Here is a 25,957-nt window from a genome sequence, read left to right as displayed (position 1 = left end):
TCTATGCGTTAGCCGGCTCCAGCACCAACTCCACCGCCTCAGGCCGCTTGAGCACCGAATACGCCACCGCCGTCAGCAGACTCCCGGCCACAATCGCCAGCAGATACAACAGCGCATGGTTGATCGCATTCGGAATCAGCATCACGAACAATCCACCGTGCGGCGCCATCAGTTTGCAGCCGAAGTACATCGACAACGCGCCGGTCAGCGCACCGCCAGCAATGCTCGCCGGAATCACCCGCAGCGGGTCTTTGGCCGCGAACGGAATCGCCCCTTCGGAGATAAAGCAAAGCCCCAGCACCAGCGCCGCTTTACCGGCCTCGCGTTCCGTCTGGGCGAACTTGCGCCGGGCAATCAACGTGGCGATGCCCAGGCCAATCGGCGGCACCATGCCGGCGGCCATGGTCGCGGCCATCGGTGCATAACTCTGCGATGCCAGCAACCCCACCGAAAACGCGTAAGCCGCCTTGTTGATTGGCCCACCGAGGTCGACGCACATCATCCCGCCCAGCAGCACACCGAGCAGAATGGCGTTGGTGGTGCCCATGCTGTCGAGGAAGTGGGTGAGCCCCGCGAGCATCCCGGCCACCGGTTTGCCAACCACGTAGATCATCACCAGACCGGTGAACAGGCTCGCCAGCAACGGAATGATCAGGATCGGTTTCAGCGCCTCAAGACTTTGCGGCAAGCGCGCATAACGGTTGATCGCCTGGGCCGCATAGCCAGCGATGAAACCGGCGATGATACCGCCGATGAAACCGGCACCGAGCGTGCTCGCCAGCAAACCACCGATCATCCCCGGCGCCAGGCCCGGACGGTCAGCGATCGAGTAGGCGATGTAACCCGCCAGCAGCGGCACCATCAGTTTGAACGCGCTCTCGCCGCCAATCTGCATCAGCGCCGCTGCGAGCGTGCCTTGCTCCTTGAACGCGGTGATGCCGAACACGAAGGACAAGGCAATCATCAGACCGCCCGCCACCACCATCGGCAACATGTACGAGACACCGGTCAGCAGGTGTTTGTAGATACCCGTCTTCTCTTGCTTGGCCGGGCCTTTGGCGCCGGTCGCAGCGCTTTCCTGCTTGCCTTCGGCCAGGGCTTTGTTCAGCGTCGCTTCGGCCTGTTTCAGGGCGATGCCTGTGCCGCAGCGGTAGATTTTCTTGCCGGCGAAACGCTCGGTGGCAACTTCGATGTCTGCCGCCAGCAGCACCACATCAGCATCGGCAATCGCCTCTGCACTAAGCGGATTGCGTGCGCCGACCGAGCCCTGGGTTTCCACTTGCAGGTCGTAACCCAGACGCTTGGCCGCTTGCTGCAAGGCTTCGGCGGCCATGAAGGTGTGGGCGACACCGGTCGGGCACGCGGTGACAGCCACCAGGCGTGGCGCCTGTTTAGCAACCGCGGCAGGTTCAGCGGTGGCTGCGGGCGCTACGTAAACCTCGGCTTCCTCTACCCCACGGCGCAGCACCGCTTCGACATCTTGCAGGGCCTGGGCCGGGGTGCTCTGGAACACACGTTTACCGACAAAGCGCGACATATCCACCGGCGCGCTGGTGACCAGCAACACCCACTCGGCAGCCTCGATGATCGCCGCCGACAATTGACGTTCCGGATGGGCTGCATCCACGACTTCGACACTGGTGCTCCAGCCCTGACGCTGGGCCGCTGCATCGAGCAGACGAGCGCACAGCACACTGGTGACCATGCCGTTCGGGCAGGCCGTAACAATGGCTAATTTCATTGCAAACCCTCTTATTGTTCTGTCAGGGGGCGCACGCGCACGCCCTGTTCGAGCTGCGCCAGTTGCGCGGCGTCGCCGATGCCAAAACCGATCTGAGTCACGGCCATGGCGGCAATCGCGGTGGCGGTACGCAAGGTCTGTTCAGGCGTATCGGCACTGAGCAAGCCGTGCAACATGCCCGCCAGCAACGAATCCCCCGCACCGACGGTGCTGACCACGCTGACCTTGGGCGGTGTGGCATGCATCGCCGAGCCGACACTGAACCAGTTCACCCCGTCGGCACCGTGGGAAATCACCACGTGCTCGATGCCATGAGCATGCAAACGGCTCGCGGCCTCGGCTTGGGCGCCCACGGAAACCACTTCGCAATCCAGTGCTTCAGCCAGCTCTTCGGTGTTGGGCTTGATCAGCCACGGGCCAGCCGACAGGCCGACGCGCAAGGCTTCACCGCTGGTGTCGAGCGCAACGTTCAAGCCGCGCTTTTTCAAGCGCTGGATCAACTCTCGCAACCATTGGGCACTCACGCCACGGGGCAAACTACCGGCCACCACGACGGCGTCATGCCCTGGTGCAATCTGGTCGAGCCGATCGAGCAAAGCCTGCTGCGCCGCTTCACTGACCCGCGGCCCCGGGCCGTTGATGTCGGTGATGCGCCCATCGTTTTCCGCCAGTTTGATATTGCTGCGGGTCTCGCCGGGGACGCGGATAAACGCGTCGGTGAAGCCGCGTTTGGCGAACAGGGTTTCGAACGCCTGAAGGTTGTCTTCCCCGAGAAATCCGCTGACGGTCAGCTGATGCCCGAGGTCGGCCAGCACCTGTGCCACGTTCACCCCTTTGCCGGCGGCGTGGGTGTGCATTTCGTCGCTGCGATTGACCTGACCGGGCACAAGCATCGGCAATTGAACGGTAAGGTCCAGCGCCGGGTTGAGGGTCAGGGTTAAGATCTTGGCCATTACAGCGCCTCCACTAATGCGCGGACTTCGTTCGCGCTGCCCACGGCCAGGGCCTGTTGGGCAAGGGTTTGAGTCTGGGTCAGGCTGAGTTCGCGAATGCGCGCCTTGACCTCGGCAATGCTGCGGCCCGACACGCTCAACTCATCCACACCCAAGCCCACCAGCACCGGCACCGCCAGCGGATCGGCCGCCAGTTCACCGCACACGCCGACCCACTTGCCATGAGCATGAGCCGCACGCACGGTGATGTCGATCAGTTGCAGCACCGCCGGGTGCAAGCCGTCAGCCTGAGCCGACAAAGTGGGATGACCACGGTCGATGGCCAGGGTGTACTGGGTCAGGTCGTTGGTGCCGACGCTGAAGAAGTCCACTTCCTTGGCCAATACCGGCGCCAGCAAGGCGGCCGACGGCACTTCGATCATGATCCCCAGTTGCAGATCGGCGACCGGGATTTCCAGACGCAGACGTTCGGTCATGTCCCGAGCCTGGCGCCACTCATCGACGCTGCCGACCATCGGGAACATGATCCGCAAGGGACGGTTATCCGCCGCACGCAGCAAGGCGCGCAATTGCGCTTCCATGACCTGCGGACGTTGCAGGGTCAGGCGAATGCCACGCACGCCGAGGAACGGGTTCTCTTCTTTGGCGATCGGCCAGTACGGCAGCGGTTTGTCGCCACCGACATCGAGGGTGCGCACCACCAGCGGCCGCCCGGCAAGGCCATCGAGTACACGACGGTATTCGACTTCCTGAGTGGCTTCGTCCGGCGCTTGTGAATGAGCCATGAAAATCAGTTCGGTGCGCAACAGGCCAATGCCTTCGGCGCCCTGCTCCACCGCGCTGGTGACACCTGCGCTTTCACCGATATTGGCGAACACTTCCACAGGGTGGCCGTCGGTGGTCAGCGCCGGTTGATGGCGTTGTTCGGCGGCGGCTTTCAGGCGCAGTTCGCGGGTGTCGCGCTCTTCGGTGGCGCGCTGCAAGGTCGCAGCATCGGCGTCCACGTGCAGGCGGCCGCGTTGGCCATCGATCAACAGCGGCGTGCCCGGTTTCAGCAGCAACACGGCGGCGCCGGCGCCCACCAGTGCTGGAATACCCAGGGCCCGGGCGACAATCGCACTGTGGGCCGTGGCACCACCGCGAGCGGTGAGAATGCCGGCGACGCGCGTCGGATCAAGACGCGCCACATCCGACGGACCGACTTCGTCCATCACCAGAATGTACGGTTGCGCAGGCTCCGCAGGCGTTTCGACGCCACACAAATGCGCCAGCACCCGACGGCCAATGTCGCGCAAGTCGGCGGCCCGTTCGGCGAGCAACGCGTCCTGCAGCGCTTCCTGTTGTTTGGCGGCGGCTTCGATCACCGTCATCCACGCCGCTTCGGCGCTTTCACCTTGCTTGAGGCGGGTTTCGACTTCGTCGGTCAATTCCGGGTCGTCGAGCATTTCCTGATGGGTGATGAAAATCTCGCGAATCGCTTTGGCCTTGCTGCGCTCGATCAGACCTTCGATGTCACGACGCACATCGGCCAGCGCTTGCTTGAGACGCTCGCGCTCGATGGCCGCAGACTCACCGCGCAGCGGGTAATCGATGACTTGCAGCACTTGAATATGCGCCGGGCCGATGGCGATCCCCGGTGCCGCGGCAATCGCCTGAATCAGGCTGCCGGACTCTGGCGCGAACAGTGTTTCGGTGACCTCCACCTCTACGAGCACTTCGCGCTGCTGGCTCACCGCGGGCAGCGGCTCGACTTCTTCACCGAGGCCTTCTTCGATGGCCGCCAGCAAGGCCGGCAAGGCGTCGGCGGCGATGACCGGTTCGGCGATGAGCTCCAGCACCTGACCGCGACGGGCGCCAAGGCTGAGCAGTTTGCTCAAACTCTTCACCGACACCGCGCTGTCGTGACCATCGACGATGCGTATACGGATCTCGCCTTCAAAACTTTTCGCCAGTTGCGCGAGGATCTTCGCCGGGCGCGCATGCAAACCGTGGGCGTTGGCCAGGGCAATGCGTGCGCTCGGCCAGTCCGCCGGCACTTCACCGCCAAGGACTTCCAGCACCGCGCGGCTACTGGTGGCACGGCCCAATTCATGGCCGCGACCTTCAATCAGCAACGCGCAAAGACGTTCGAGCAGTGCCTGGTGGGCTTCACCGAGGCTGGCCAGGCAGAACAGCCCGCTCAGCGGCTGACCGAGGTAGCGGATGGGTTTGTCCGGGGTAACGAACGCCAGGCCGGGACGCTTCACTGTTTGCTCGCTGTGCAGCCACCACAGGCCATCGCCCAGCGGCAACGCTTCGACCTGCTGCAAGACGCCGGCAAAACCGTTGCTCACGCAATCGGCCTGACGCAGCAAACGGGCACCGCGCCAAACCAGCTCTTCGAAGTCATCGGCGGACACACCGAGGCCGATCATCTGTGCATCCAGTGCCAGCTCTTGTGGCGCACCTTGCAGCAATTTCAGCAAGGCTTCGGCGGAACTGGCGCGGCGCAGGGCCTGGCCCAGGTCGGTTTCACCGAGGGCACGGGTCAGCAGTTGCAGCAGGCGCAGGTGTTCATCGGATTTGGCGGCGATACCGATGGCCAGATAAACGATCTGGCCATTGCCCCAGTCCACGCCGTCAGGAAACTGCATCAGCCGCACGCCGGTGGCGAATACCTGATCGCGGGTTTCCGGAGTGCCGTGGGGGATGGCAATACCTTGGCCGAGAAAGGTCGAGCCCTGGGCTTCCCGGGCCTGCAAGCCTGCGAGGTAACCGTCGGCCACCAGGCCATCGGTCACGAGTCGGTCAGCGAGCAATTGCAAGGCGGTGGCTTTATCCACAGCCGACTGGCCCATGGATATCTGCTCTATGGTGAGCTCGAGCATGCTTTCTCCTTTTTGGCGCCGTGTGGCGCCAGGTATTGTTTTGATTGATTCAGCTTAGGCGTTTTGAGTACACCTTTTCAGACGCAGTTTTGGCGGTTTCGCGGCAGAACCGACCAAAGCGACCTATAACGTAGAAAATACGCCTGCTGAAACGTTTAATCTAGAATCTTAGGCACGTTACTCGATAATGTCTCATCCTTGAAGTCCAATTATCGGATGTGCTGCGACAATGGTCGCCTGCCTCAATCGGGTAGGATTGGCGAAAATGTCGGGGCACGCTCTAAAAACAAGGAATACCGGGTTGAAACTCAGTGATATTGCACAATTGGCCGGTGTCTCCGTGACCACCGCCAGTTACGTCATCAATGGCAAGGCCGAACAGCAACGCATCAGCAGCGCCACTGTCGAGCGCGTGCGGGCAGTGGTCGAACAACATGGCTTCACGCCCAACCCGCAGGCCGCCGGGCTGCGCAGTCGGCACACCCGCACCCTGGGCTTCATTCTGCCGGACCTGGAAAACCCCAGTTACGCGCGAATCGCCAAACTGCTGGAACAAGGCGCCCGGGCGCGCGGCTATCAGCTGCTGATCGCCAGCTCCGACGATGCGCCGGACAGCGAACGGCAATTGCTGCAACTGTTCCGCGCCCGCCGCTGCGATGCGCTGATCGTCGCCAGTTGCCTGCCGGCCGGTGACGACAGCTATCGCCAGTTGCAGGCCAAAGGCATCCCGATCATCGCCATCGACCGGGTGATGGAGCCCGAGCATTTCTGCTCGGTGATCAGCGATGATCGCGAAGCCAGCCTGCACCTGACCCGCAGCCTGCTGACGCCGCTGCCAAAACAGATCGCGCTGCTCGGCGCACGCCCTGAGTTGAGTATCAGCCAGGAGCGGGCAGCGGGCTTCAAGGAGGCGCTGAACGGTTTCAAAGGCGAGGCGCTGATCGAGCACGGCGAGTCGTTCAGCCGTGAGTGCGGCAAACAACTGATGGAAGAATTGATCCAACGCCTGGGCCATTTGCCGGATGCGCTGGTGACCACCTCCTACGTGCTGCTTCAGGGCGTGTTCGATGCCTTGCACGATTTCCCGCTGAAAAGCCGCCCGCTGCGCCTGGGCACCTTTGGTGATACGCAGTTGCTGGACTTCCTGCCGCTGCCGGTCAACGCCATGGCCCAGCAGCATCAACTGATCGCCGACAAAGCCCTGGAACTGGCAGTGACCGCCATCGAACAGGCCGATTACCAGCCCGGCGTGCAGGCCATCGCGCGGACGTTCAAGCAGCGTATTCTTCAGGACTGAACCGTGGAACTGATCGACACCCACACTCACCTGGACTTTCCGGACTTCGACCCGGATCGTCAGGCGCTGCTGGCCGAGAGCCGCGCCCTCGGCGTGCGGCGGATGGTGGTGCTGGGGGTGTATCAGGCCAATTGGCAGCGGGTCTGGGAGCTGGTGCAAAGCGATCCCGATCTGCACGCGGCGTTTGGTTTGCACCCGGTGTATCTGGATGACCATCGCCCTGAAGATTTGACCGAACTCGGTGACTGGCTGACGCGGTTAGCGGGCCATCGCCAACTATGCGCGGTGGGCGAGATCGGCCTGGATTACTTCATCGAAACCCTCGATCGTGAACGTCAGCAAACGCTGTTCGACGCCCAACTGCAACTGGCGGCGGACTTCAACCTTCCAGCGTTGATTCATGTGCGACGCAGTCACGCGGCGGTGATTGCCACGCTCAAACGGTTTCGCTTGAAACGGGCAGGGATCATTCACGCTTTCGCCGGCAGTCAGGAAGAGGCTCGCGAATACATCAAGCTCGGTTTCAAACTCGGCCTCGGCGGCGCCGCGACCTGGCCGCAGGCCTTGCGCATGCACCGGGTGATTGCCGGTTTACCCCTTGAATCGGTGGTACTGGAAACTGACTCACCGGACATGGCCCCCGCCATGTTCCCCGGCCAACGCAACAGCCCGGCCCATTTGCCGGCGATCTGCGCGGCACTGGCCACCCTCATGACGATCAGCCCCGAACAACTGGCCGCCGCCAGCACCACCAATGCGTGTGAGTTGTTCAACTGGTAATCCAATACCTGTGGGAGCGGGCTTTTGTGGCGAGGGGGCTTGCCCCCGTTCGGCTGCGAAGCAGTCGTAAATCCGGACAACTCGGTCTGTCTGGACCGGCGCCGGGGGCCGCTTCGCGACCCAACGGAGGCAAGCCCCCTCGCCACATCAAACCCGGAACGCGCTGATCAATTGCTTTAACTCCACCACCTGCGCCGACAGCGCTCGGCTCGCATTCTCGGTCTGGTGCGCGCCTTCGGCGGTACGCTCGCCGGCGCGGTTGATCTCGACGATGTTCTGGTCGATGTCGTGAGCTACAGCGGTCTGCTGCTCTACCGCAGCGGCGATCTGCTGGTTCTGGTCGACGATCATGCCGACGGCGCCGAGGATGTTTTCCAGCGCCTGCTGGACCTTTTCCGACTGCCCGACGGTGCCGTTGGCCATCTGATGGCTGGTGCCCATTGCCTTGACCGCCGCACCGACACCGCTGTGCAACTTGGCGATCATCTGCTCGATTTCTTCGGTCGATTGCTGGGTGCGCTTGGCCAGGGTCCGCACCTCATCCGCCACCACCGCAAAACCCCGGCCCTGCTCGCCCGCGCGCGCGGCTTCGATGGCGGCGTTGAGGGCCAGCAGGTTGGTCTGTTCGGCAATGCTTTTGATCACTTCCAGCACACGGCTGATGGACTGACTGTCGCTGGCCAGTTGATTGATCACCCGCACCGACTGATCGATTTCGCTGGCCAACGCCGCGATGCTGCCCTGCTGGGACTCCACCAATCCGCGACCGCTGATGGTCTCGTCATTGACGCTGTGGGCACTGCTAACCGCCGCAGAGGCACTGCGCGCCACCTCCAGGGAAGTGGCCGACATCTGGTTCATCGCGGTGGCGACCTGTTCGATCTGCGTACGCTGCCCCGCCACCGCCTGGTTGCTCTGGGCGGACACGCTTTCGACCTGCCCGGCCTGGCGCTCGACCTCGCTGACGGTCTGCCCCACTCGCTCGATCAGATCATGGATTTTCTTCACGGTACCGGTGAACACCTCGCCCAACTCGCCCAGTTCGTCGCGGCTGTTGGCGCTGAAGGTTACGGTCATGTCACCGGCCGCCACCTTGTCCATCACCGCGCCCAGACGCTTGAGGGTGGTGCGGGTCGAGGCGTAGAACCCGCCATAGAGGTAAAAAATCAACACGAACACCAGCGCCAGCGCCACCGCCTGCAACACCATGTGGGTACGGTGCTGCTCCAGCCGCTGCTGCAACTGGGTGCCGAGAAACTTCAGAGTGGCTTCGTTGAGTTGATAGGTCTGGTCCATCAGGCCCGTGACCTGATCGAAAAAGGCCTGCCACGGCGCATCGAGGGTGTCGGCCATCACCACCTGTTCTTCGAACAGTTCACTGGCCTTTTTCAGGGAGGCCTTGCTGCTTTCTGCCTGAGCCGCCAGGGTTTCGTGCGCGGCTTTACTGGAGCCCAGTGCGTCCTTCAACTTCAGGCCGTATTCGGCCTGAAGTCTCTCGATCTGCGCCAGCAACTCATCAAATCGGGTACTCGAGGCCGAATTGAGAAAACCCTGCCCCAGCGAGTAAGACCCCATCGCCCGGCCCTCGCCGAGTGTCTGGGTGACGGCCGGCGTGACGTTGGTAATGAGTTCGCTCAGCTGACGCATGTCGCTCTGGCTGTCGCGGCTCAGGCCGGCCTGACTGGCGATGATCTGGCTGAAAATCTGCGCATTACCGAGCAACTTGCCGATCAGCGCACTTTTGCTTTGCAGGGAGTTTTCCGCTTGCTGGGCCTTGAACGCGGCGATCATTTCATCGCGTTTACCATCGAAAAACGTGATTTGCTCCGGGTCAGTGGTCATCGCCGCCAGCCCCTGCAAACGGCTCAGGACGCTTTGCTCCAGGGCACTGATCGTCGATTCGACATGATTGGCCTTGCCGGACTGGCCCAGGATGACGTTGATCTGTACCAGGTTGTTCAGGGTCTCCAGGTCCCGACGCAGGCTCAGGCCGCTGCCCAACAGGTCGAGGCTCTGTAACTCGACCCGGGTGCCCTGGAATTCGCGATAGGAGTCGCGCACCAGATAGAAGTTGGTCACCAGCATCGGTACGAGGAACAGCACGCTGATCAGGCTGAACTTCATGCCGAAGCTCAGGCGGTTCATCAGCGCGACGGCGGGATAGAGCAAGCTCTTCACTGTGAAGTCTCCCTTTGATTTCTTATTTTTATTGGCAGGCGCGCAGAGACAGCAGATAGCCACTATTGGCGCTGCCTCTGTATAGCCTAAATCGGAAGGAGGTTTTGTAACTTAAGGTTAACGACAGGTCGCCGTTGTTGGAGCGGATGAGCCCCTGTGGCGAGGGAGCTTGCTCCCGTTCGGCTGCGAAGCAGTCGTAAATCCAGACAAGTCGGTCTATCTGGACGGGCGCCGGGGGGCCTGGGGCCGCTTCGCGACCCAACGGGAGCAAGCTCCCTCGCCACAATGAAGTTCGCTTCAGATGTGTTTGGATTACGACAAAACAGTCCACAACGCAAAACCGGCGTACCAAAGCACCGCCGCGCGCAGCAGCAGTTCCCAGATCCGGTCCAGGCTGTTGATGCCGTCCGGGCCGACCACCGGCGCCGGAATTTCACCGGCAACCAGTCCGACCTTCTCGATCAGTTGGGCGGCGCTGATGTTCCAGTTCAGCAGCTCATGCAGCATCACCCGGCTGACCGCGACAAAGTTGCCAACCAACGCGAAGCTCGCCGCCAGCAACCGCACCGGCACCCAATCGAACGCGTGGCGCAGTTGTGTCGCGCGCTCGACCACGGCCGGGTTTTGCCCATGCTCTTCGGCCAGCGCCAGCAGTCGATAGCTCAGGGCCGCGACCGGGCCCAGCAGGAAGTACCAGAAGATCACCGCGAAAAAGCTCTGATAGGCCTCCCACAACAGATGCCCCTGCACCCGTTCCAGCAGTTGCTCGCCACTGTCGGCGCAGATATCCAGGTCGCGTTTGGCCACATGGGCGGCAGCCTGCAGGTCTTCCCGGCGCCAGGCATCGCGAAACGGCCCCAGGCCGGCCAGCAGATCGCCACGCCCCAGACTGTAAATCACCACCAACAGGTGCACGGGCAACGCCAGCAAGCCATAGGCCACCGGGTCCAGCACCACCAACAGCAACCCCAGCAGCGCCACCGGCAACAACACCAGCACCACCAGTATCAGCCACGGACGGTTGCTCATGCGTGGGCTCACTTCAAGCTTGTTCAGCTCACGCACCCAACCCGCATCACGTTGAACCCGATGGCGCAGGGCCGAGAATTTCTCGATCCAGACCGCTAACAGCAGCACCAGAAAACTCATTGTTGCTCCTCTTCTTCCTGAGCGGCTTTTGCCAGGTCCGCACGATAGCGCGCCCAGTCAAACGCCGGTCCCGGATCAGTCTTGCGCCCGGGTGCAATGTCGCTATGCCCGCAGATACGTTGCGCGGTGATACCCGTGAAGGCGCTTTGCAACTGTCGGGTCAGGGCCGTCAACACTTGATATTGCGCATCGGTAAACGGTAGATCATCCGTGCCTTCAAGCTCGATGCCCACGGAAAAATCGTTACAGGTTTCCCGTCCCTCGAAACACGAAACGCCGGCGTGCCAGGCGCGCTCAAGACAAGAGACAAACTGAGTGACGGTGCCGTCACGTTCAATCAGAAAGTGCGCAGACACCCGCAGGTCGGCGATCCCTGCAAAGTAGGGATGTTCCGTGACATCCAGACGATTCTGGAAAAATTCCTGCACCTTGCCGGTCAGAAACTGCGCGGGCGGCAGACTGATGTTGTGGATCACCAGCAGGGAAATCTCGCCCTCGGGGCGCGCATTGAAGTTGGGCGAAGGGCATAAACGCACACCCTGACACCAACCACTCGCGGGGTCCAACTGCATACAGGCTCCTTCAACGACGACTGTGTTGGCGCCCAGTATGCCGCGATAGACCCTCGGCGCGCGATCACTTGCCGCGATTGAGACGCCGCAGGTTGCCCAACACCGATTCCAGCGCCCGATCGAACAGCAAGGTGTCGTCCAGCGTGCGCACCGCGCCACGCCGAAACTCCAGGGCCAGGCCGGTACGGTTGTGCTCCAGCACTTTCATTCCGGTGCGGTCGACAAAGATGTACTTGCCGGTGGTTTCAATGATCGCCGCCAATTTACAACGCAGGGTGTTTTCCTCGTCTTCCTGAAACTCGACCCAGCACCCCGGGCGCAGTTGATCGACTTGCAGTAGCGCGACATCATCCTCCGGCAAACGCACCGAGGCGGTTTCGACCGGGCCTTCGTCAGCAGTACGAAGCACGATTTCCTCCTGCACTTCCACCATCATCGGCCCCTCGACAGGCGAGCTGTTCTGGCCCGGACGCTCAAACAGTTGAACGTGCAGGGCTTCCAGCTCGCTGAAAAACTCGCTGGTGGCGAACGGGTCGAATGCCGAGCTGTTCAGCCCATCGCGCAACGACTTGAGCAACCCTGGCACCAGCGCCAACAAGCGCAGGCTCGCATCGGGTTCGTCATGGCGCTGAACGCTCCAGATCAACTGCTCCATGGTCTGCACATCGGCGTGCCATTCGGCGGACTGATCACCGTGCTTGAGGCCGGTCAGCAACAGCACTTTGCTCCAGGCCTCCTGAACAAACACCACCACGCTGTGCGGCAAAACCTTGCCCACCAACACCTGATTCAACGCCTGCTCGACGCGCTGACGGGTCAGTTCGGTCCTGGCGCGGCCTTCTTCGGCGTCTCGGGTGCGCTGCTCCAGCAATTCACTGCGACGACGCTCGTCATTGGTGAAGGCGAGGAAATCCGCCAGCAGTTCGGAAAAGATCGCCGGGTCATCGACAAAGTCGTTCAACAAGCGCTGCACCACCTGCTCAATGCGCAGGTACAGACTGTCGCGCTGATGGTCATCGCACTCGCCCCAGCCCATGGCCGCCGCGGCGATTTCGTTGAGCAAGCGCCGGGCGGGATGGCTGCTGCGGCTGAAAAAACTCTTGTCGAGCACCGCAACTTTCAGCATCGGAATCTGCAAGCGGCCGATCAGCGCCTTGAGGGAGTCCGGCAGGTTGCGGTCATCGAGAATGCATTCGAAGAGCATGGCGATCAGGTTGATCACGTCTTCATCAGCCACCCCGACCACCCGCGACCTGCCGCTTTTGACGCTGACCCGGGTCAGCAGCAGTTCGAGCTGGTTACGCAGGTCGAAGTCGTCCTGAACCGCCAGCGCCGGCACGTATTGCTGCAAGTGCGAGAGCAGTCGCAGCAGATCGCGGGTAGAAATGGGCTGGGTCTGGGCACTGACCTCCAGGGTCGGCGCAACGCTGCCGCGCACATGGAGCAGCAACTCCTGCAAGGCGGCGAAAACTTCCTGCACCCCCTCGTCAATCTGTGGATTGCCGCTGCGACTCCCTGCCTCGACAGGGTCGGCGTGAGCACTGGCAGCCGCTCGATCAGTGGCACGTCGCGCCGGGGCGGGCTTGAGGTCCGGCAGCACACCGGTGGCGATCAGCAGTTGATTGGCCTCGGCGTAGAGCTGATCGGCGTTGCTGAGCACATAGCGCTCGAACAGCTTGAGGATGATCAGCTTGACCTTGATCTCCATCCCCAGGTTGCGCCCCGCCTGCAGGAAATACTCGCAGAGCAGCGTCGGCCCCAGGGGGTTGTGCTGTTCGACCAGTTTCTTGCCCAGCAAGGTGCTCAGTCGGGCGGTGAGCTGGTCGAGGGCGAAGCCATCACGGTTCAGCACTTTGCCGACCATGACCTCCACCGCCACATTACGCTCCATGTCGTCATGGGATAGCGACACCGAGGTATCGAAAGCCAATACCCGGGGCAAGGCAGCCTGTGAGGTGTCGCACTGCGTGAGTCTGAGGAAAGCCTCGAGGAACTGCTCGAGAAAACCGCGCTCGATACTTTTGCGCTTGAGGCGCAAATCGCGCATGGCTTCGAAGAAGATGTTTTGCTCGACATCGTTCCGGGCCCGGTCGGCCATTTCGAACAAGGTGTCGTCGGCGTTATCGAACAGCTCCTGCAAACCCTGCTTGAGCTGTTGGGCAGCTTTGTCGCGAACCTGAAGAAGAATCACAGGCAGGCGGGCGAGCAGCGAATGAGTCGCCTGATCGGTAGTCGCCTTGTGCAAAGGCACTACATTCCCGTCGTTGTGCATCCAAGCCTCCTGAAACGGTGATTCTTCGGTTCACGTCAAAGCCATGACGTCAAATGCAAGGCGGATTATCGACAAAAGCCCCCCCTTGTGCCAGCTGACTCTGCGCGTCACCAAGCAATAGACGTTTATGAGTGACCCTTGCTTAGCGCCAATTGCTCGCGCGAATCGACCAAATGCAGGTTTGCGAACGACGGGATGGTTGTTGATGCCTTGGGTTGCCTCGCGCCATGGCCCTATAATCGGGCCACTTTGTTTGTGGAGCCCGTTATGCCGAATCTACGTCTCGCCGATTTGACCGCCGAAATCGAAGCCAACGTGCGCCGTGCGTTGCTCGAGGACATCGGCAGCGGCGACATCACCGCGCAACTGATCCCGGCCGAACGTCTGGCCAAAGCCACCATCATCACCCGCGACGCGGCCGTCATCAGCGGCACTGCATGGGTCGATGCCGTGTTTCGGCAGCTGGATCCGCGGGTCGCCGTGCACTGGCAGGTGAGCGATGGCGAGCGGGTGAAACCCAATCAGGTGCTGTTCCACCTCGAAGGCCCGGCACGCTCGCTGCTCACCGGCGAACGCAGCGCGCTGAACTTCCTGCAACTGCTCTCGGGCGTGGCCACGCGCGCGCAGTACCTGGCGGATTTCGTCGCCCAAACCCAAGTGAAGTTGCTCGATACCCGCAAAACCCTGCCGGGGCTGCGTCTGGCCCAGAAATACGCCGTGACCTGCGGCGGTTGCTACAACCACCGCATCGGCCTGTATGACGCCTTCCTGATCAAGGAAAACCATATCGCCGCCTGCGGTGGCATCCCTGAGGCTATTGCTGCCGCGCACAAGATCGCTCCGGGTAAACCGGTGGAGATCGAAGTGGAGAACCTGGCGGAGCTCAAAGAAGCTCTGGCGGCGGGGGCCGACATCATCATGCTCGATGAACTGAGCCTGGATGACATGCGCGAAGCCGTGCGCCTGAACGCCGGCAAGGCAAAACTGGAGGCCAGCGGCGGCATCAACGAAAGTACGTTGCTGCCGATTGCGCAAACCGGGGTGGATTACATTTCGATTGGTGCGATGACCAAGGATGTGAAGGCGGTGGATCTGTCGATGCGCCTGAGTCTCTGATCACGCCCCTGATAATCAAAAACGCCAGCCTCATGAAGGCTGGCGTTTTTTTCAGACCACCAGATTGTTCATCTCGCAGTACTCTTCCCACTCGACACCCAATACCTCGGCCGCCTCCTTGTGCAGTGCCAGGCGCGCGGCCTCGTACTCTTCGGGGCTTGAGGTGTACTTGAGCGTCAGTTCCCAAGGCTGCAAGCCCTGGGCTTCTGCCTCATCCTCGAATGCCCACTGGATCTGGTCTTTCTGATCGTCGGCAGGCAAGTCCTTGATCTCTTCCAGTAACTGGGGTGCATCCAGTACGTACTTTTTCAGGGCTTCTTCGTGTCTGGCTTCTTGGGTCAATTCTTTAACGGTCATGGCGTTCTCGCTGATCTGGGGAATGGAAGATGGATCTGGATCATCAAGGATCTCTCTGACGCAAAAAAACCGTTTGAAGCCCGGTTTGTCTGGCCTTCAGAACCATTCGGGATCATCTGAAAACTGCTGGGCGATGCTCATGCAGGCAACGAATATAGGACGTTTTGCCGACGATTTACACGGCTCTTTACATCTATCCCGCAAAAAGCTGTGTGCAAGAGATGCTGGAGACCTCGGGGAACATAAATTCAAATCCCAAGTCATAGCGATGTGCCATATCGGCACTTCACAAGGAACCCCAGTGATGCGCAGTTTTTCGAAGCTTTCGTCTACCCGTCTTGCCGCTGCTACCCTGCTGCTCGGCAGCCTGACATTGGCCAGCGCAGCTCAAGCGGCTGTCGAAGTCGCCTCTGACCCTTCGCTGTACTCCGACAAAATCTCCGCTCTCCACAATTCATACGGCAAGGACACGCTCGTCAGAACCAGTGTCAGCATCGATGATCTGGAAAACCTGCAAAAAACCGTGAAGGCCAATGCCAGCGAACTCGAAAGCCAGAAGCGCACTATCAGCGAACAGGCCCGTCAGATCGAAGAACTCAAACGCAACAGTGGTTCCAGCACCAGCTCCAGCAGCAAGGAGATTGATGATCTCAAGCGCACGGTCAATGAACAGGAACGCGACCTGAACACTCTCACCAAACAAGTGGAAGAGCTCAAGCGCAACAGCGGTTCCAGCTCCAGCTCGAACAACAGCGAGATCTCCAGTCTTAAACGGGAAATCAGCGATCAGGATCGCGCGATGGATCAGCTCAAGCGCACCGTCGAGGATCTGAGCAGAAAGGTGAAGTAAGCGGGGGAATGGTGCCCGAGACAGGAATCGAACCTGCGACCTTCGCGTTACGAGTGCGCTGCTCTACCGGCTGAGCTACACGGGCTGTGGGCTAAACCTAGCACCGGTCTCGAGGTACGGCAACTTGCGGCGAGGGAGCTTGCTCCCGCTCGGCTGCGCAGCAGTCGTAAAACAGTGGGGTCGCTTCGCAACCCGGCGGGAGCAAGCTCCCTCGCCACACCAAATTCCACGCTCAGCTTTTTCCTGCACACAGCAAAACGCCCCGAACCAGTCGGGGCGTTTTGCTGTTCAACGGTCAGGCGCGGGGGTAATTAAACGCCCGAAGCCTTGGCCGCTGCTACGTCTTTGATGGACAGCTTGATACGGCCGCGGTTGTCCACGTCCAGTACCAGAACTTCCACTTCCTGGCCTTCTTTCAGGATGTCGGTCACTTTCTCAACGCGAGCGTCGCTCAGCATCGAGATGTGAACCAGACCGTCCTTGCCCGGCAGGATGTTGACGAACGCGCCGAAGTCGACGATGCGCTCAACCTTACCGACGTAGATCTTGCCGATTTCAGCTTCAGCGGTGATGCCCAGAACGCGCTGGCGTGCAGCTTCAGCCGCTTCCTTGGTTTCGCCGAAGATCTTGATCGAGCCGTCGTCTTCGATGTCGATCGAAGCCTTGGTCTCTTCACAGATCGCACGAATGGTCGCGCCGCCTTTACCGATGACATCACGGATTTTGTCGGTGTCGATTTTCATCGCGATCATGGTCGGAGCGTTTTCCGACAGTTCGGTACGCGACTGGCCAATGATCTGGTTCATCTGACCGAGGATGTTCAGGCGCGCTTCCAGGGCTTGGCCCAGAGCGATTTCCATGATTTCTTCGGTGATGCCTTTGATCTTGATGTCCATCTGCAGCGCGGTAACACCTTTGGCGGTACCCGCTACTTTGAAGTCCATGTCGCCCAGGTGGTCTTCGTCACCCAGGATGTCGGTCAGGACGGCGAACTTCTCGCCTTCTTTAACCAGACCCATGGCGATACCGGCAACCGGTGCCTTCATCGGAACGCCGGCGTCCATCAGAGCCAGGGAAGCGCCGCAGACCGAAGCCATGGAGCTCGAACCGTTGGACTCGGTGATTTCCGATACAACACGGATGGTGTACGGGAACACGTCGGCAGCAGGCAGCATGGCCTGAACCGAACGACGGGCCAGACGGCCGTGACCGATTTCGCGACGACCAGCGCCACCCATGCGACCACACTCACCTACCGAGAACGGAGGGAAGTTGTAGTGCAGCATGAACGGGTCTTTTTTCTCGCCTTCCAGGGTGTCCAGCAGCTGTGCGTCACGGGCAGTACCCAGTGTCGCGACGACCAGAGCCTGAGTTTCGCCACGGGTGAACAGAGCCGAACCGTGGGTCTTCGGCAGAACACCCACTTCGATGTTCAGCGGACGTACGGTACGGGTGTCGCGGCCGTCGATACGTGGCTTGCCGTTAACGATGTTTTCGCGAACGGTGCGGTATTCGATTTCGCCGAAAGCAGCTTTGACGTCAGCAGCCGAAGGTTGGCCTTCTTCACCGGACAGCTTGGCAACCACTTGGTCTTTCAGTTCGCCCAAGCGAGCGTAACGGTCGGCCTTGATGGTGATGGTGTAAGCCTGGGAGATCGCTTCGCCGAACTCGGCACGGATAGCGCCCAGCAGAGCAGTGGCTTCTGGCTGTGGAGCCCAGGTCCAGGTCGGCTTGGCAGCTTCAGCGGCCAGTTCTTTAACGGCGTTGATCACCACCTGGAACTCGTCGTGAGCAAACAGTACCGCACCCAGCATCTGGTCTTCGGTCAGCTCTTTGGCTTCCGATTCAACCATCAACACGGCTTCCGAAGTACCGGCAACGACCATGTCCAGGCTCGAAGCTTTCAGTTGTTCGTAAGTCGGGTTCAGCAGGTAACCGGTGCTTTCGTGGAACGCAACGCGGGCAGCGCCGATCGGGCCATCGAAAGGAATGCCGGAGATAGCCAGCGCAGCCGAGGTACCGATCATCGCAGCGATGTCCGGATCGGTCTTCTTGCTGGTGGAAACGACGGTGCAGACAACCTGCACTTCGTTCATGAAACCTTCAGGGAACAGCGGACGGATCGGACGGTCGATCAATCGGGAAGTCAGGGTTTCTTTCTCGGAAGGACGGCCTTCACGCTTGAAGAAACCGCCAGGGATCTTGCCGGCAGCGTAAGTCTTTTCCTGGTAGTGAACAGACAGAGGGAAGAAGCCCTTGCCTGGATCAGCTTGTTTGGCACCGACTACGGTCACCAATACGCTGACGTCGTCGTCAACGGTGACCAATACTGCGCCGGAGGCCTGACGGGCGATACGGCCAGTCTCGAGGGTAACGGTCGACTGACCGAACTGGAATTTTTTGATTACCGGGTTCACGGTGTCCTACCTTCTTTGTGGCTCTTGGGGGAACTGGTTTCTTGCGAAATTCTTGGGCAACGCCGGGAATCGGCCCGACTGTCATTGTCCAGGGTAAAACTATTGTCCAGATAAAACTTGAGGCTGGGAGCCTGCCATGTACCTGCGGGAAACCCGCTGGCACACAGCAAACAACCAACCTCTAGCGCAATCGCTTATTAGCGACGCAGACCCAGGCGAGCGATCAGAGCGCTGTAACGGCTCACGTCCTTGCCTTTCAGGTAGTCCAGCAGCTTACGACGCTGGTTAACCATGCGGATCAGACCACGACGGGAGTGGTGATCTTTACCGTTGGCCTTGAAGTGACCTTGCAGTTTGTTGATGTTGGCGGTCAGCAGTGCAACTTGCACTTCTGGCGAACCAGTGTCACCAACAGCTTGCTGGTAGTCAGCTACGATTTGAGCTTTTTCTTGAACGTCGAGAGCCATGAGGCAATCCTTTTATCAGGAAACTGTTTCAGAAAAACAGTTTCAACAGGCCAGGGACAAATCCCTGTATCTAAAAATGAGTAGTGACCGTGCCTGTTAACAGCCACCCTCGTTCGGTCATTCTGACCGAATCAGTCGACGTGGCGCGATGCGCCCGTCTTCGCTCACTTCACCGATACCGATGAAGCGACCATTGTGATCCTGTACCCGTACCATGCCAAATTTCGGTGCATCCGGGGCACGTACCGGCTGGCCGTTGAGCCAGTAGAACGCGCTCGCTTCCGAGAACTGCAACAGTGGCCAATCCAGCAGGCCGCTGTCCGATGGCATCAGGAAGCGGTCGACTGCTTCGTTGCCGCCTTCGGCATGTACCGCTTCCAGCTCTTCCAGAGTGACGGTCTGTGCAAGCGTGAAAGGCCCGGCCTGGGTACGTCGCAATTCAGCCACGTAAGCGCCACAACCGAGTTGCTCACCGATATCCTCCACCAGGGTACGGATATAGGTGCCTTTGCTGCAATCCACCGCAAGCCGCGCAGTATCACCCTCAAAGGCCAGTAATTCCAAGCGCGCAATAGTAACAGAACGCGGTTCGCGCTCCACTACTTCACCTGCACGGGCCAGCTTGTACAGCGGCTGCCCATCGCGCTTGAGTGCCGAGTACATCGGCGGTATCTGACTGATTTGCCCACGAAATTTCGGCAACACAGCTTCGATATCGGCACGACCAACGGTCACCGGACGTTCCAGCAAAACCTCACCTTCGGCATCCGCCGTGGTGGTGGTCTTGCCCAGTTGCGCCAGGGTTTCATAACCTTTGTCGGAATCGAGCAGGTATTGCGAGAACTTGGTGGCCTCGCCGAAGCACAACGGCAACACGCCAGTGGCCAGCGGATCGAGACTGCCGGTGTGCCCGGCCTTCTCGGCATTGAGCAACCAGCGGACCTTCTGCAACGCCGCGTTGGAAGTGAACCCCAACGGCTTGTCGAGCAGGATGATACCGCTGACGTTACGACGGATACGTTTGACCTGAGCCACCGATTACTCCTTGGCGTCTTCGGGTTCAGCCGCTACCGGGTGCTGATTGTCTTCAGCCACCGCGCGTTCGATCAGGGCCGACAGGTGCGCGCCACGTACGACGCTTTCGTCGTAATGGAAGTGCAACTGAGGAACGCTGCGCAACTTCATCTCGCGAGCCAACTGCATGCGCAGGAAGCCGGCGGCGGAGTTGAGCACCTTGATGCTTTGCGCGATGTCGTCGCGGCTGTCCTGCCCCATCACGGTGATGAAGATCTTGGCGTGACCGACGTCACGGCTGACTTCAACAGCGGTAATGGTGACCAGCCCGACGCGCGGGTCTTTGACTTCACGACGGATCAGCTGTGCCAGCTCACGCTGCATCTGATCGCCGATACGTTGGGTACGGCTATATTCTTTTGCCATGTCTTGTTACCTGTTACTGCCCCACGGTGAAACCCGAAGGGTCTGAAAGCGGCAAACGCCCGGCCTGACAAAAGCCAGACCGGGCGTTGCGTTTAGAGTCCGACTGATGCGCCGCGCAATTGCATGCGGCTGGCCATCACGGCTCTTGAAGTGCGCGAGTTAGAGGCTGCGAGCAACCTGAACCTTCTCGAAGACTTCGATCTTGTCACCGACTTTGACGTCGTTGTAGCTCTTCACGCCGATACCGCATTCCATGCCGGCACGTACTTCGGAAGCGTCATCCTTGAAGCGGCGCAGGGATTCCAGCTCGCCTTCGAAGATAACGATGTCTTCACGCAGTACACGGATTGGACGGTTACGGTGAACAACACCTTCGATAACCATGCAACCGGCGATCGCGCCAAACTTCGGCGAACGGAACACGTCACGCACTTCAGCGGTACCCAGGATGTTCTCGCGAACATCGCTGCCCAGCATACCGGTAAGGGCTTTCTTGACGTCTTCGATGATGTCGTAGATCACGTTGTAGTAACGCATATCCAGACCTTCCTGCTCGACGATCTTGCGAGCGCCGGCATCGGCACGCACGTTGAAGCCGAACAGTACAGCGTTGGAGGCCAGTGCCAGGTTGGCGTCGGATTCGGTGATACCACCGACACCGCCACCGACCACACGCACTTGCACTTCGTCGTTACCCAGGCCATTCAAGGCACCGTTCAACGCTTCCAGCGAACCACGGACGTCGGATTTGAGGACGATGTTGAGCGTCTTCTTCTCTTCCTGACCCATGTTCTCGAAGATGTTTTCAAGCTTGCCGGCGTGAGCACGGGCCAGTTTGACTTCGCGGAACTTGCCTTGACGGAACAGAGCCACTTCACGGGCTTTCTTCTCGTCAGCAACTACGCTCATCTCGTCGCCAGCGTCCGGAGTACCGTCCAGGCCGAGGATCTCGACAGGGATGGAAGGACCGGCTTCCTTGATTGGCTTGCCGTTCTCGTCGAGCATGGCGCGAACGCGGCCATAGTTCGAACCGACCAGCACCATGTCGCCCTGGCGCAGGGTACCGTCTTGAACCAGAACGGTTGCAACCGGGCCACGACCTTTGTCGAGACGCGATTCAACCACAACACCACGACCAGGGGCCGATGGGGTTGCTTTCAGTTCGAGAACTTCAGCTTGCAGCAGAACAGCTTCGAGCAACTCGTCCACGCCGGTACCGACTTTCGCCGAAACCGATACGAACGGGGTGTCGCCGCCCCACTCTTCCGAAGTCACGCCGTGAACCGACAATTCGCTACGGATGCGATCGAGATCGGCGCCCGGCTTGTCGATTTTGTTCACTGCAACAACCAGAGGTACGCCAGCCGCCTGAGCGTGCTGAACAGCTTCAACGGTCTGCGGCATTACGCCGTCGTCCGCTGCAACCACCAGGATCACGATGTCGGTCGCCTTGGCACCACGGGCACGCATGGCGGTAAACGCGGCGTGACCAGGGGTGTCGAGGAAGGTGACCATGCCGCGTTCGGTTTCAACGTGGTACGCACCGATGTGCTGGGTGATACCACCGGCTTCGCCAGCAGCTACCTTGGCGCGACGGATGTAGTCGAGCAGCGAGGTCTTACCGTGGTCAACGTGACCCATTACGGTCACAACCGGTGCACGGGAGAACGTCTCACCTTCAAACTTCAGGGACTCTGCCAGGGAATCTTCCAGGGCGGTGTCGCTGACCAGGGTCACTTTGTGGCCCAGCTCTTCAGCAACCAGTTGGGCAGTTTCCTGATCCAATACCTGGTTGATGGTCGCTGGGGTACCCAGTTTGAACATGAACTTGATGATTTCAGCAGCCTTGACCGACATCTGCTGGGCGAGATCGCCAACAGTGATGGTCTCGCCGATCTTCACTTCGCGCACAACAGGGCCGGTTGGGCTCTGGAAACCGTGGGCGTTGCGTTTCTTCAGCTTGGCCTTGCCGCGACCACCACGACGGAAGCCATCGCTTTCTTCGTCGGTAGTACGTGGCGCAACGCGTGGAGCAGGCGCTTTTTCCTTGACCGAAGCACGATGCGGAGCGTTTTTGCGCTCGCCATCGCCACTGCCACGACGATTGCTATCGTCGGCACGTGGTTTGTCCGGACGACGCTGCTCGTCGCGTTTGCGAGTGTCGGCTGCAGGTGCAGCGGCCACGACCGGGGCGCTTTCACGCACGGGTTCGGCAACTGCAACAGGCGCTGCGACAGCTTCGACAGGAGCGGTTTGCGCAGCAGCAGGCTGGCGACGCGCTTCTTCTTCGGCGCGACGCTTGGCTTCTTCTTCAGCCTTCTGACGTGCAGCATTTTCTACTGCGCGACGTTCTTCCAGTTCGCGTTTGCGCTCGGCTTCGATTTCTTCCGGGCTGCGCTGCACGAAGACTTTCTTCTTGCGTACTTCAACGCTGATGCTTTTGCTGCCAGCAACACGCAGGGTGCTGGTGGTTTTACGCTGCAGCGTGATCTTGCGTGGTTCTTCCACTTTCGCCTTGTGACTGCTTTTCAAGTGAGTCAGCAAAGATTGCTTCTCACTGTCAGTCACATGTTCTTCGGCGGCGGTGTGCGGCAGACCTGCCTCACGCATCTGCTGCAACAGGCGCTCTACCGGTGTTTTGACCTCATCGGCCAGTTGTTTCACCGTGACTTGCGTCATGCACTTCTCTCCTCAGGCCGCGCCTAATTACTCGAACCAGTGGGCTCGGGCGGCCATGATCAACTTGCCGGCACGATCATCGTCAATGCCGTCGATGTCGAGCAGGTCGTCAATAGACTGCTCGGCCAGGTCTTCGCGGGTAATTACGCCGCGCACCGCCAGTTCCATCGCCAAATCCTTGTCCATACCCTCAAGCGAGAGCAGGTCTTCGGCCGGATGGGCGTCTGCCAGCTTTTCCTCAGTAGCGATGGCTTTGGTCAACAAACGATCCTTGGCGCGAGCGCGAAGCTCGTTAACGGTTTCTTCGTCAAAGCCGTCGATGTTGAGCATTTCTTCCAACGGTACGTAGGCAATCTCTTCCAGGCTGGTGAAACCTTCATCTACCAGCACCTGTGCCAGGTCTTCGTCGACTTCCAGCTCGTCGATGAAGTTGCGCAGGATGTCGCCGGTTTCTGCTTGTTGCTTAGCCTGGATGTCCGATTCGGTCATCACGTTCAGGGTCCAGCCAGTCAACTGGCTAGCCAGACGCACGTTCTGACCACCGCGACCGATGGCCTGAGCCAGATTGTCTGCGCCAACGGCGATGTCCATTGCATGGGCATCTTCGTCAACGATAATTGCCGCCACTTCAGCCGGCGACATTGCATTGATCACGAACTGAGCCGGGTTATCGTCCCACAGGACGATGTCCACACGCTCACCGCCCAACTCGCCGGACACTGCCTGGACGCGCGAACCGCGCATACCGATGCAAGCGCCTTGCGGGTCGATGCGTTTGTCCTTGGAGCGGACCGCGATCTTGGCACGCGAACCCGGGTCACGGGACGCAGCCATTACTTCGATAAGGCCTTCAGCGATTTCCGGCACTTCGATGCGGAACAACTCGATCAGCATTTCCGGCGCGGTACGCGACAGGATCAACTGCGGGCCGCGGTTCTCGGTGCGGATTTCCTTGAGCAGCGCACGCAGACGCACGCCAACCCGGAAGGTTTCGCGAGAGATGATGTCTTCACGGGCCAGCAACGCTTCTGCGTTATTGCCCAGGTCGACGATCACGTTGTCGCGGGTGACTTTCTTCACGGTGCCGGAGATGATTTCCCCCAGACGCTCGCGATAGGCATCAACGACTTGAGCACGCTCGGCTTCGCGAACTTTCTGCACGATGACTTGCTTGGCAGTCTGTGCAGCAATGCGGCCGAACTCGATGGATTCGATTTTTTCTTCGACAACGTCACCGACCTTGGCGCCAGGATGCGTTTGCGCAACCTTGCTCGGCCAGGTTTCGATAGCCGGATCGTCCAGATCTGCTTCTTCGACGACCGTCCAGCGACGGAATGTCTCATAAGCACCGGTGTGGCGATTGATTTCCACACGCAGATCGACTTCGTCCTCGAAACGCTTTTTGGTAGCAGTGGCCAGAGCCAGCTCCAGCGCTTCAAAAATTACGTTTGCCGGTACGCCCTTTTCATTGGATACCGACTCAACAACCAGCAGTACTTCTTTGCTCATCGTACGCCTCGCCTTTCGCAAGCCATTGGATCCGCGGGATCCGCGTCTCAGTCAAAACTGGGAATAATGTTGGCCTTGTCGATCATATCGATCGGCAACAGGAACTCATGGTCTTCAACCTGCACCACGACGTCCTGCTCTTCTACACCGCGCAGAAGGCCCTGAAAGTTGCGTCGACCTTCAAAAGGCGAGCGCAGCTTGATCTTCACTTGTTCACCGGCAAATTTTGCAAACTGCTCAAGAGTGAACAGTGGGCGTTCCATGCCAGGCGAGGAAACTTCAAGGGTGTATTCAACGGAGATTGGATCTTCAACATCCAGCACACCGCTGATCTGGCGACTGACGATGGCACAATCGTCCACCAGCACGCCGCCTTCTTTATCGATATAAACGCGCAACATTGAGTGGCGACCTTGAGCCGAAAACTCAATACCCCAGCATTCATAGCCTAGGGCCACGACCACCGGGGCCAGCAAGGCCTGCAACTCTTCTAGCTTGCTCGACACCTGAACCCCCTCGTGCATGTATGTGCATGCTATGCAAAATAAAAAAATGGGCGAAACGCCCATCCTTGAAACGCCGCCGAATAGCGGCGTTGAAAGTGTCCAGCTAACAAAAAGCCCCTGAAAAGGGGCTCCTTAAACTGGTTGCGGGGGCCGGATTTGAACCGACGACCTTCGGGTTATGAGCCCGACGAGCTACCAGACTGCTCCACCCCGCGACAAAGCTGGGGCGGAAGTATACGACCGATCCCTGACAGGGTCAATGTAACCTTCCACCTACAAGAAAGCCCGCAACAGCGGGCTCTCCTGATAATTGGTACCGAGAAGGGGACTCGAACCCCTACACCCTATGGGCACAACCACCTCAAGGTTGCGTGTCTACCAATTCCACCACCTCGGCAATACTACGTTTGAAACTCTTCTTACTTCTGCTCTTGAGCTGGAGGCACGTCAGTCGCTGGAGTAGCCGACTTTTGCTCTTGAAGCACCGGGACATCATCAGAAGCCGGTTTTTGCTTTGGAACTTCCAACACTGCCGGGTTTGGCAAACCTACTTGAGTCAGCTGATGAGCTTTCTCTTTAGCAAAGTAACCTAACCCCAAGCTGGTCATGAAGAAACCGGCGGCAAGTATAGCAGTAAACTTACTAAGAAAGGTAGAGGTACCTTGGCTTCCGAACACAGTATTTGAAGCACCTGCTCCGAAAGATGCACCAGCGTCCGCACCTTTACCCTGCTGCAGCAATACCAGAGCAACTACGCCCAACGCACCCAGCAGATGAAAAACGACTACGACTGTTTCCAGCATTTTT

General features: G+C 59.7%; 20 protein-coding genes and 3 tRNA genes. 4 read left to right on the top strand and 19 right to left on the bottom strand.

Annotated elements, in window-relative coordinates:
• Position 1 precedes the first annotated feature (1 nt).
• Genes LOY36_RS03830 through ptsP form a run of 3 tightly spaced genes read right to left on the bottom strand, consistent with a single transcriptional unit; the run spans position 2 to position 5,561 of the window.
• Positions 2 to 1,741, bottom strand: a complete 1,740-nt coding sequence (locus LOY36_RS03830; protein WP_258672344.1) for a PTS fructose-like transporter subunit IIB — start codon at positions 1,739 to 1,741, stop codon at positions 2 to 4.
• An 11-nt stretch (positions 1,742 to 1,752) separates the two neighbouring features.
• Positions 1,753 to 2,694 (bottom strand): 1-phosphofructokinase, encoded by a 942-nt coding sequence (gene pfkB / locus LOY36_RS03825; protein ID WP_019582440.1) that lies wholly within the window; start codon positions 2,692 to 2,694, stop codon positions 1,753 to 1,755.
• The gene (gene ptsP / locus LOY36_RS03820; RefSeq protein ID WP_258672343.1) at positions 2,694 to 5,561 is read right to left on the bottom strand and encodes a phosphoenolpyruvate--protein phosphotransferase; all 2,868 of its coding nucleotides are present in this window, start codon (positions 5,559 to 5,561) and stop codon (positions 2,694 to 2,696) included. The genes pfkB and ptsP overlap by 1 nt, the downstream gene beginning before the upstream one ends.
• Before the next feature lie 301 nt (positions 5,562 to 5,862).
• On the opposite strand from ptsP, the gene cra reads away from it, so the two are divergent.
• Together cra and LOY36_RS03810 are read left to right on the top strand one after the other, a co-directional pair.
• A complete protein-coding gene (gene cra / locus LOY36_RS03815; protein ID WP_018929498.1) occupies positions 5,863 to 6,858 on the top strand; it encodes a catabolite repressor/activator in 996 nt (331 codons plus the stop codon).
• A 3-nt stretch (positions 6,859 to 6,861) separates the two neighbouring features.
• Positions 6,862 to 7,638 carry a TatD family hydrolase gene (locus LOY36_RS03810; RefSeq protein ID WP_258672342.1) on the top strand — a complete coding sequence of 259 codons (777 nt, stop codon included), beginning with the start codon at positions 6,862 to 6,864 and terminating at the stop codon, positions 7,636 to 7,638.
• A 147-nt stretch (positions 7,639 to 7,785) separates the two neighbouring features.
• Here the strand turns inward: LOY36_RS03810 and LOY36_RS29075 are convergent, their stop codons facing one another.
• The 4 genes from LOY36_RS29075 to LOY36_RS03790 all read right to left on the bottom strand — a co-directional run bounded on the left by LOY36_RS29075 (position 7,786) and on the right by LOY36_RS03790 (position 13,809).
• A complete protein-coding gene (locus LOY36_RS29075) occupies positions 7,786 to 8,490 on the bottom strand; it encodes a methyl-accepting chemotaxis protein (protein WP_408981116.1) in 705 nt (234 codons plus the stop codon).
• Between the two features lie 1,638 nt (positions 8,491 to 10,128).
• Entirely contained in the window at positions 10,129 to 10,965 is an 837-nt protein-coding gene (gene ampE / locus LOY36_RS03800; RefSeq protein ID WP_064616142.1) for a regulatory signaling modulator protein AmpE, read from the bottom strand.
• Positions 10,962 to 11,537 carry a 1,6-anhydro-N-acetylmuramyl-L-alanine amidase AmpD gene (gene ampD, locus LOY36_RS03795; protein ID WP_258672340.1) on the bottom strand — a complete coding sequence of 192 codons (576 nt, stop codon included), beginning with the start codon at positions 11,535 to 11,537 and terminating at the stop codon, positions 10,962 to 10,964. Before ampD ends, ampE begins: the two co-directional genes overlap by 4 nt.
• Positions 11,538 to 11,601: 64 nt before the next feature.
• Entirely contained in the window at positions 11,602 to 13,809 is a 2,208-nt protein-coding gene (locus LOY36_RS03790) for a DUF1631 domain-containing protein (RefSeq protein ID WP_258672339.1), read from the bottom strand.
• A 267-nt stretch (positions 13,810 to 14,076) separates the two neighbouring features.
• Between LOY36_RS03790 and nadC the strand changes: the two genes are divergently transcribed.
• Positions 14,077 to 14,925, top strand: coding sequence for a carboxylating nicotinate-nucleotide diphosphorylase (nadC, locus tag LOY36_RS03785; RefSeq protein WP_019651082.1), 849 nt, complete (start codon positions 14,077 to 14,079; stop codon positions 14,923 to 14,925).
• 51 nt (positions 14,926 to 14,976) lie between these two features.
• Here the strand turns inward: nadC and LOY36_RS03780 are convergent, their stop codons facing one another.
• Positions 14,977 to 15,282 carry a DUF6388 family protein gene (locus tag LOY36_RS03780; protein WP_258672338.1) on the bottom strand — a complete coding sequence of 102 codons (306 nt, stop codon included), beginning with the start codon at positions 15,280 to 15,282 and terminating at the stop codon, positions 14,977 to 14,979.
• Positions 15,283 to 15,586: 304 nt separating this feature from the next.
• Here LOY36_RS03780 and LOY36_RS03775 point away from each other — a divergent pair, with 304 nt between their 5' ends.
• Positions 15,587 to 16,132, top strand: coding sequence for a hypothetical protein (locus tag LOY36_RS03775; RefSeq protein WP_019651080.1), 546 nt, complete (start codon positions 15,587 to 15,589; stop codon positions 16,130 to 16,132).
• A gap of 9 nt (positions 16,133 to 16,141) precedes the next feature.
• Here the strand turns inward: LOY36_RS03775 and LOY36_RS03770 are convergent.
• From LOY36_RS03770 to secG, 11 genes are all read right to left on the bottom strand, one after another.
• Positions 16,142 to 16,217, bottom strand: a tRNA-Thr gene (locus tag LOY36_RS03770).
• A gap of 226 nt (positions 16,218 to 16,443) precedes the next feature.
• Positions 16,444 to 18,549: a polyribonucleotide nucleotidyltransferase gene (pnp, locus tag LOY36_RS03765; RefSeq protein ID WP_258672337.1), complete on the bottom strand. Its 2,106-nt coding sequence runs from the start codon at positions 18,547 to 18,549 to the stop codon at positions 16,444 to 16,446.
• A 197-nt stretch (positions 18,550 to 18,746) separates the two neighbouring features.
• Positions 18,747 to 19,016: a 30S ribosomal protein S15 gene (gene rpsO, locus LOY36_RS03760; RefSeq protein ID WP_011332409.1), complete on the bottom strand. Its 270-nt coding sequence runs from the start codon at positions 19,014 to 19,016 to the stop codon at positions 18,747 to 18,749.
• A gap of 117 nt (positions 19,017 to 19,133) precedes the next feature.
• Positions 19,134 to 20,051, bottom strand: coding sequence for a tRNA pseudouridine(55) synthase TruB (gene truB, locus LOY36_RS03755; protein ID WP_007933551.1), 918 nt, complete (start codon positions 20,049 to 20,051; stop codon positions 19,134 to 19,136).
• Positions 20,052 to 20,054: 3 nt separating this feature from the next.
• A complete protein-coding gene (rbfA, locus tag LOY36_RS03750) occupies positions 20,055 to 20,456 on the bottom strand; it encodes a 30S ribosome-binding factor RbfA (protein ID WP_007900467.1) in 402 nt (133 codons plus the stop codon).
• Positions 20,457 to 20,615: 159 nt separating this feature from the next.
• Positions 20,616 to 23,135: a translation initiation factor IF-2 gene (gene infB / locus LOY36_RS03745; protein WP_019582451.1), complete on the bottom strand. Its 2,520-nt coding sequence runs from the start codon at positions 23,133 to 23,135 to the stop codon at positions 20,616 to 20,618.
• 27 nt (positions 23,136 to 23,162) lie between these two features.
• Positions 23,163 to 24,644 (bottom strand): transcription termination factor NusA, encoded by a 1,482-nt coding sequence (nusA, locus tag LOY36_RS03740; protein WP_007933547.1) that lies wholly within the window; start codon positions 24,642 to 24,644, stop codon positions 23,163 to 23,165.
• A 47-nt stretch (positions 24,645 to 24,691) separates the two neighbouring features.
• Positions 24,692 to 25,150 carry a ribosome maturation factor RimP gene (rimP, locus tag LOY36_RS03735; protein WP_007973115.1) on the bottom strand — a complete coding sequence of 153 codons (459 nt, stop codon included), beginning with the start codon at positions 25,148 to 25,150 and terminating at the stop codon, positions 24,692 to 24,694.
• 138 nt (positions 25,151 to 25,288) lie between these two features.
• Positions 25,289 to 25,365, bottom strand: a tRNA-Met gene (locus tag LOY36_RS03730).
• 96 nt (positions 25,366 to 25,461) lie between these two features.
• Positions 25,462 to 25,547: transfer RNA gene (locus tag LOY36_RS03725), tRNA-Leu, on the bottom strand.
• A gap of 22 nt (positions 25,548 to 25,569) precedes the next feature.
• The gene (gene secG, locus LOY36_RS03720; RefSeq protein WP_018929487.1) at positions 25,570 to 25,953 is read right to left on the bottom strand and encodes a preprotein translocase subunit SecG; all 384 of its coding nucleotides are present in this window, start codon (positions 25,951 to 25,953) and stop codon (positions 25,570 to 25,572) included.
• Positions 25,954 to 25,957: the final 4 nt, after the last annotated feature.

This window comes from Pseudomonas sp. B21-019, assembly GCF_024749225.1.
Classification (GTDB): Bacteria; Pseudomonadota; Gammaproteobacteria; order Pseudomonadales; family Pseudomonadaceae; genus Aquipseudomonas.
Note: the sequence above shows the minus strand (reverse complement) of the source record. Positions and strands in the feature narration are given on the sequence as shown.

Excerpts from the sequence above, each read along its gene's own strand:
- LOY36_RS29075 (WP_408981116.1), bottom strand. The coding sequence starts at position 8,490 with ATGTCGGCCACTTCCCTGGAGGTGGCGCGCAGTGCCTCTGCGGCGGTT.
- LOY36_RS03830 (WP_258672344.1), bottom strand. The coding sequence starts at position 1,741 with ATGAAATTAGCCATTGTTACGGCCTGCCCGAACGGCATGGTCACCAGT.
- LOY36_RS03775 (WP_019651080.1), top strand. The coding sequence starts at position 15,587 with ATGCGCAGTTTTTCGAAGCTTTCGTCTACCCGTCTTGCCGCTGCTACC.
- ampE (WP_064616142.1), bottom strand. The coding sequence starts at position 10,965 with ATGAGTTTTCTGGTGCTGCTGTTAGCGGTCTGGATCGAGAAATTCTCG.
- infB (WP_019582451.1), bottom strand. The coding sequence starts at position 23,135 with ATGACGCAAGTCACGGTGAAACAACTGGCCGATGAGGTCAAAACACCG.
- nadC (WP_019651082.1), top strand. The coding sequence starts at position 14,077 with ATGCCGAATCTACGTCTCGCCGATTTGACCGCCGAAATCGAAGCCAAC.
- nusA (WP_007933547.1), bottom strand. The coding sequence starts at position 24,644 with ATGAGCAAAGAAGTACTGCTGGTTGTTGAGTCGGTATCCAATGAAAAG.
- LOY36_RS03780 (WP_258672338.1), bottom strand. The coding sequence starts at position 15,282 with ATGACCGTTAAAGAATTGACCCAAGAAGCCAGACACGAAGAAGCCCTG.
- secG (WP_018929487.1), bottom strand. The coding sequence starts at position 25,953 with ATGCTGGAAACAGTCGTAGTCGTTTTTCATCTGCTGGGTGCGTTGGGC.
- LOY36_RS03790 (WP_258672339.1), bottom strand. The coding sequence starts at position 13,809 with ATGCACAACGACGGGAATGTAGTGCCTTTGCACAAGGCGACTACCGAT.
- pfkB (WP_019582440.1), bottom strand. The coding sequence starts at position 2,694 with ATGGCCAAGATCTTAACCCTGACCCTCAACCCGGCGCTGGACCTTACC.
- rpsO (WP_011332409.1), bottom strand. The coding sequence starts at position 19,016 with ATGGCTCTCGACGTTCAAGAAAAAGCTCAAATCGTAGCTGACTACCAG.
- ampD (WP_258672340.1), bottom strand. The coding sequence starts at position 11,537 with ATGCAGTTGGACCCCGCGAGTGGTTGGTGTCAGGGTGTGCGTTTATGC.
- ptsP (WP_258672343.1), bottom strand. The coding sequence starts at position 5,561 with ATGCTCGAGCTCACCATAGAGCAGATATCCATGGGCCAGTCGGCTGTG.
- rbfA (WP_007900467.1), bottom strand. The coding sequence starts at position 20,456 with ATGGCAAAAGAATATAGCCGTACCCAACGTATCGGCGATCAGATGCAG.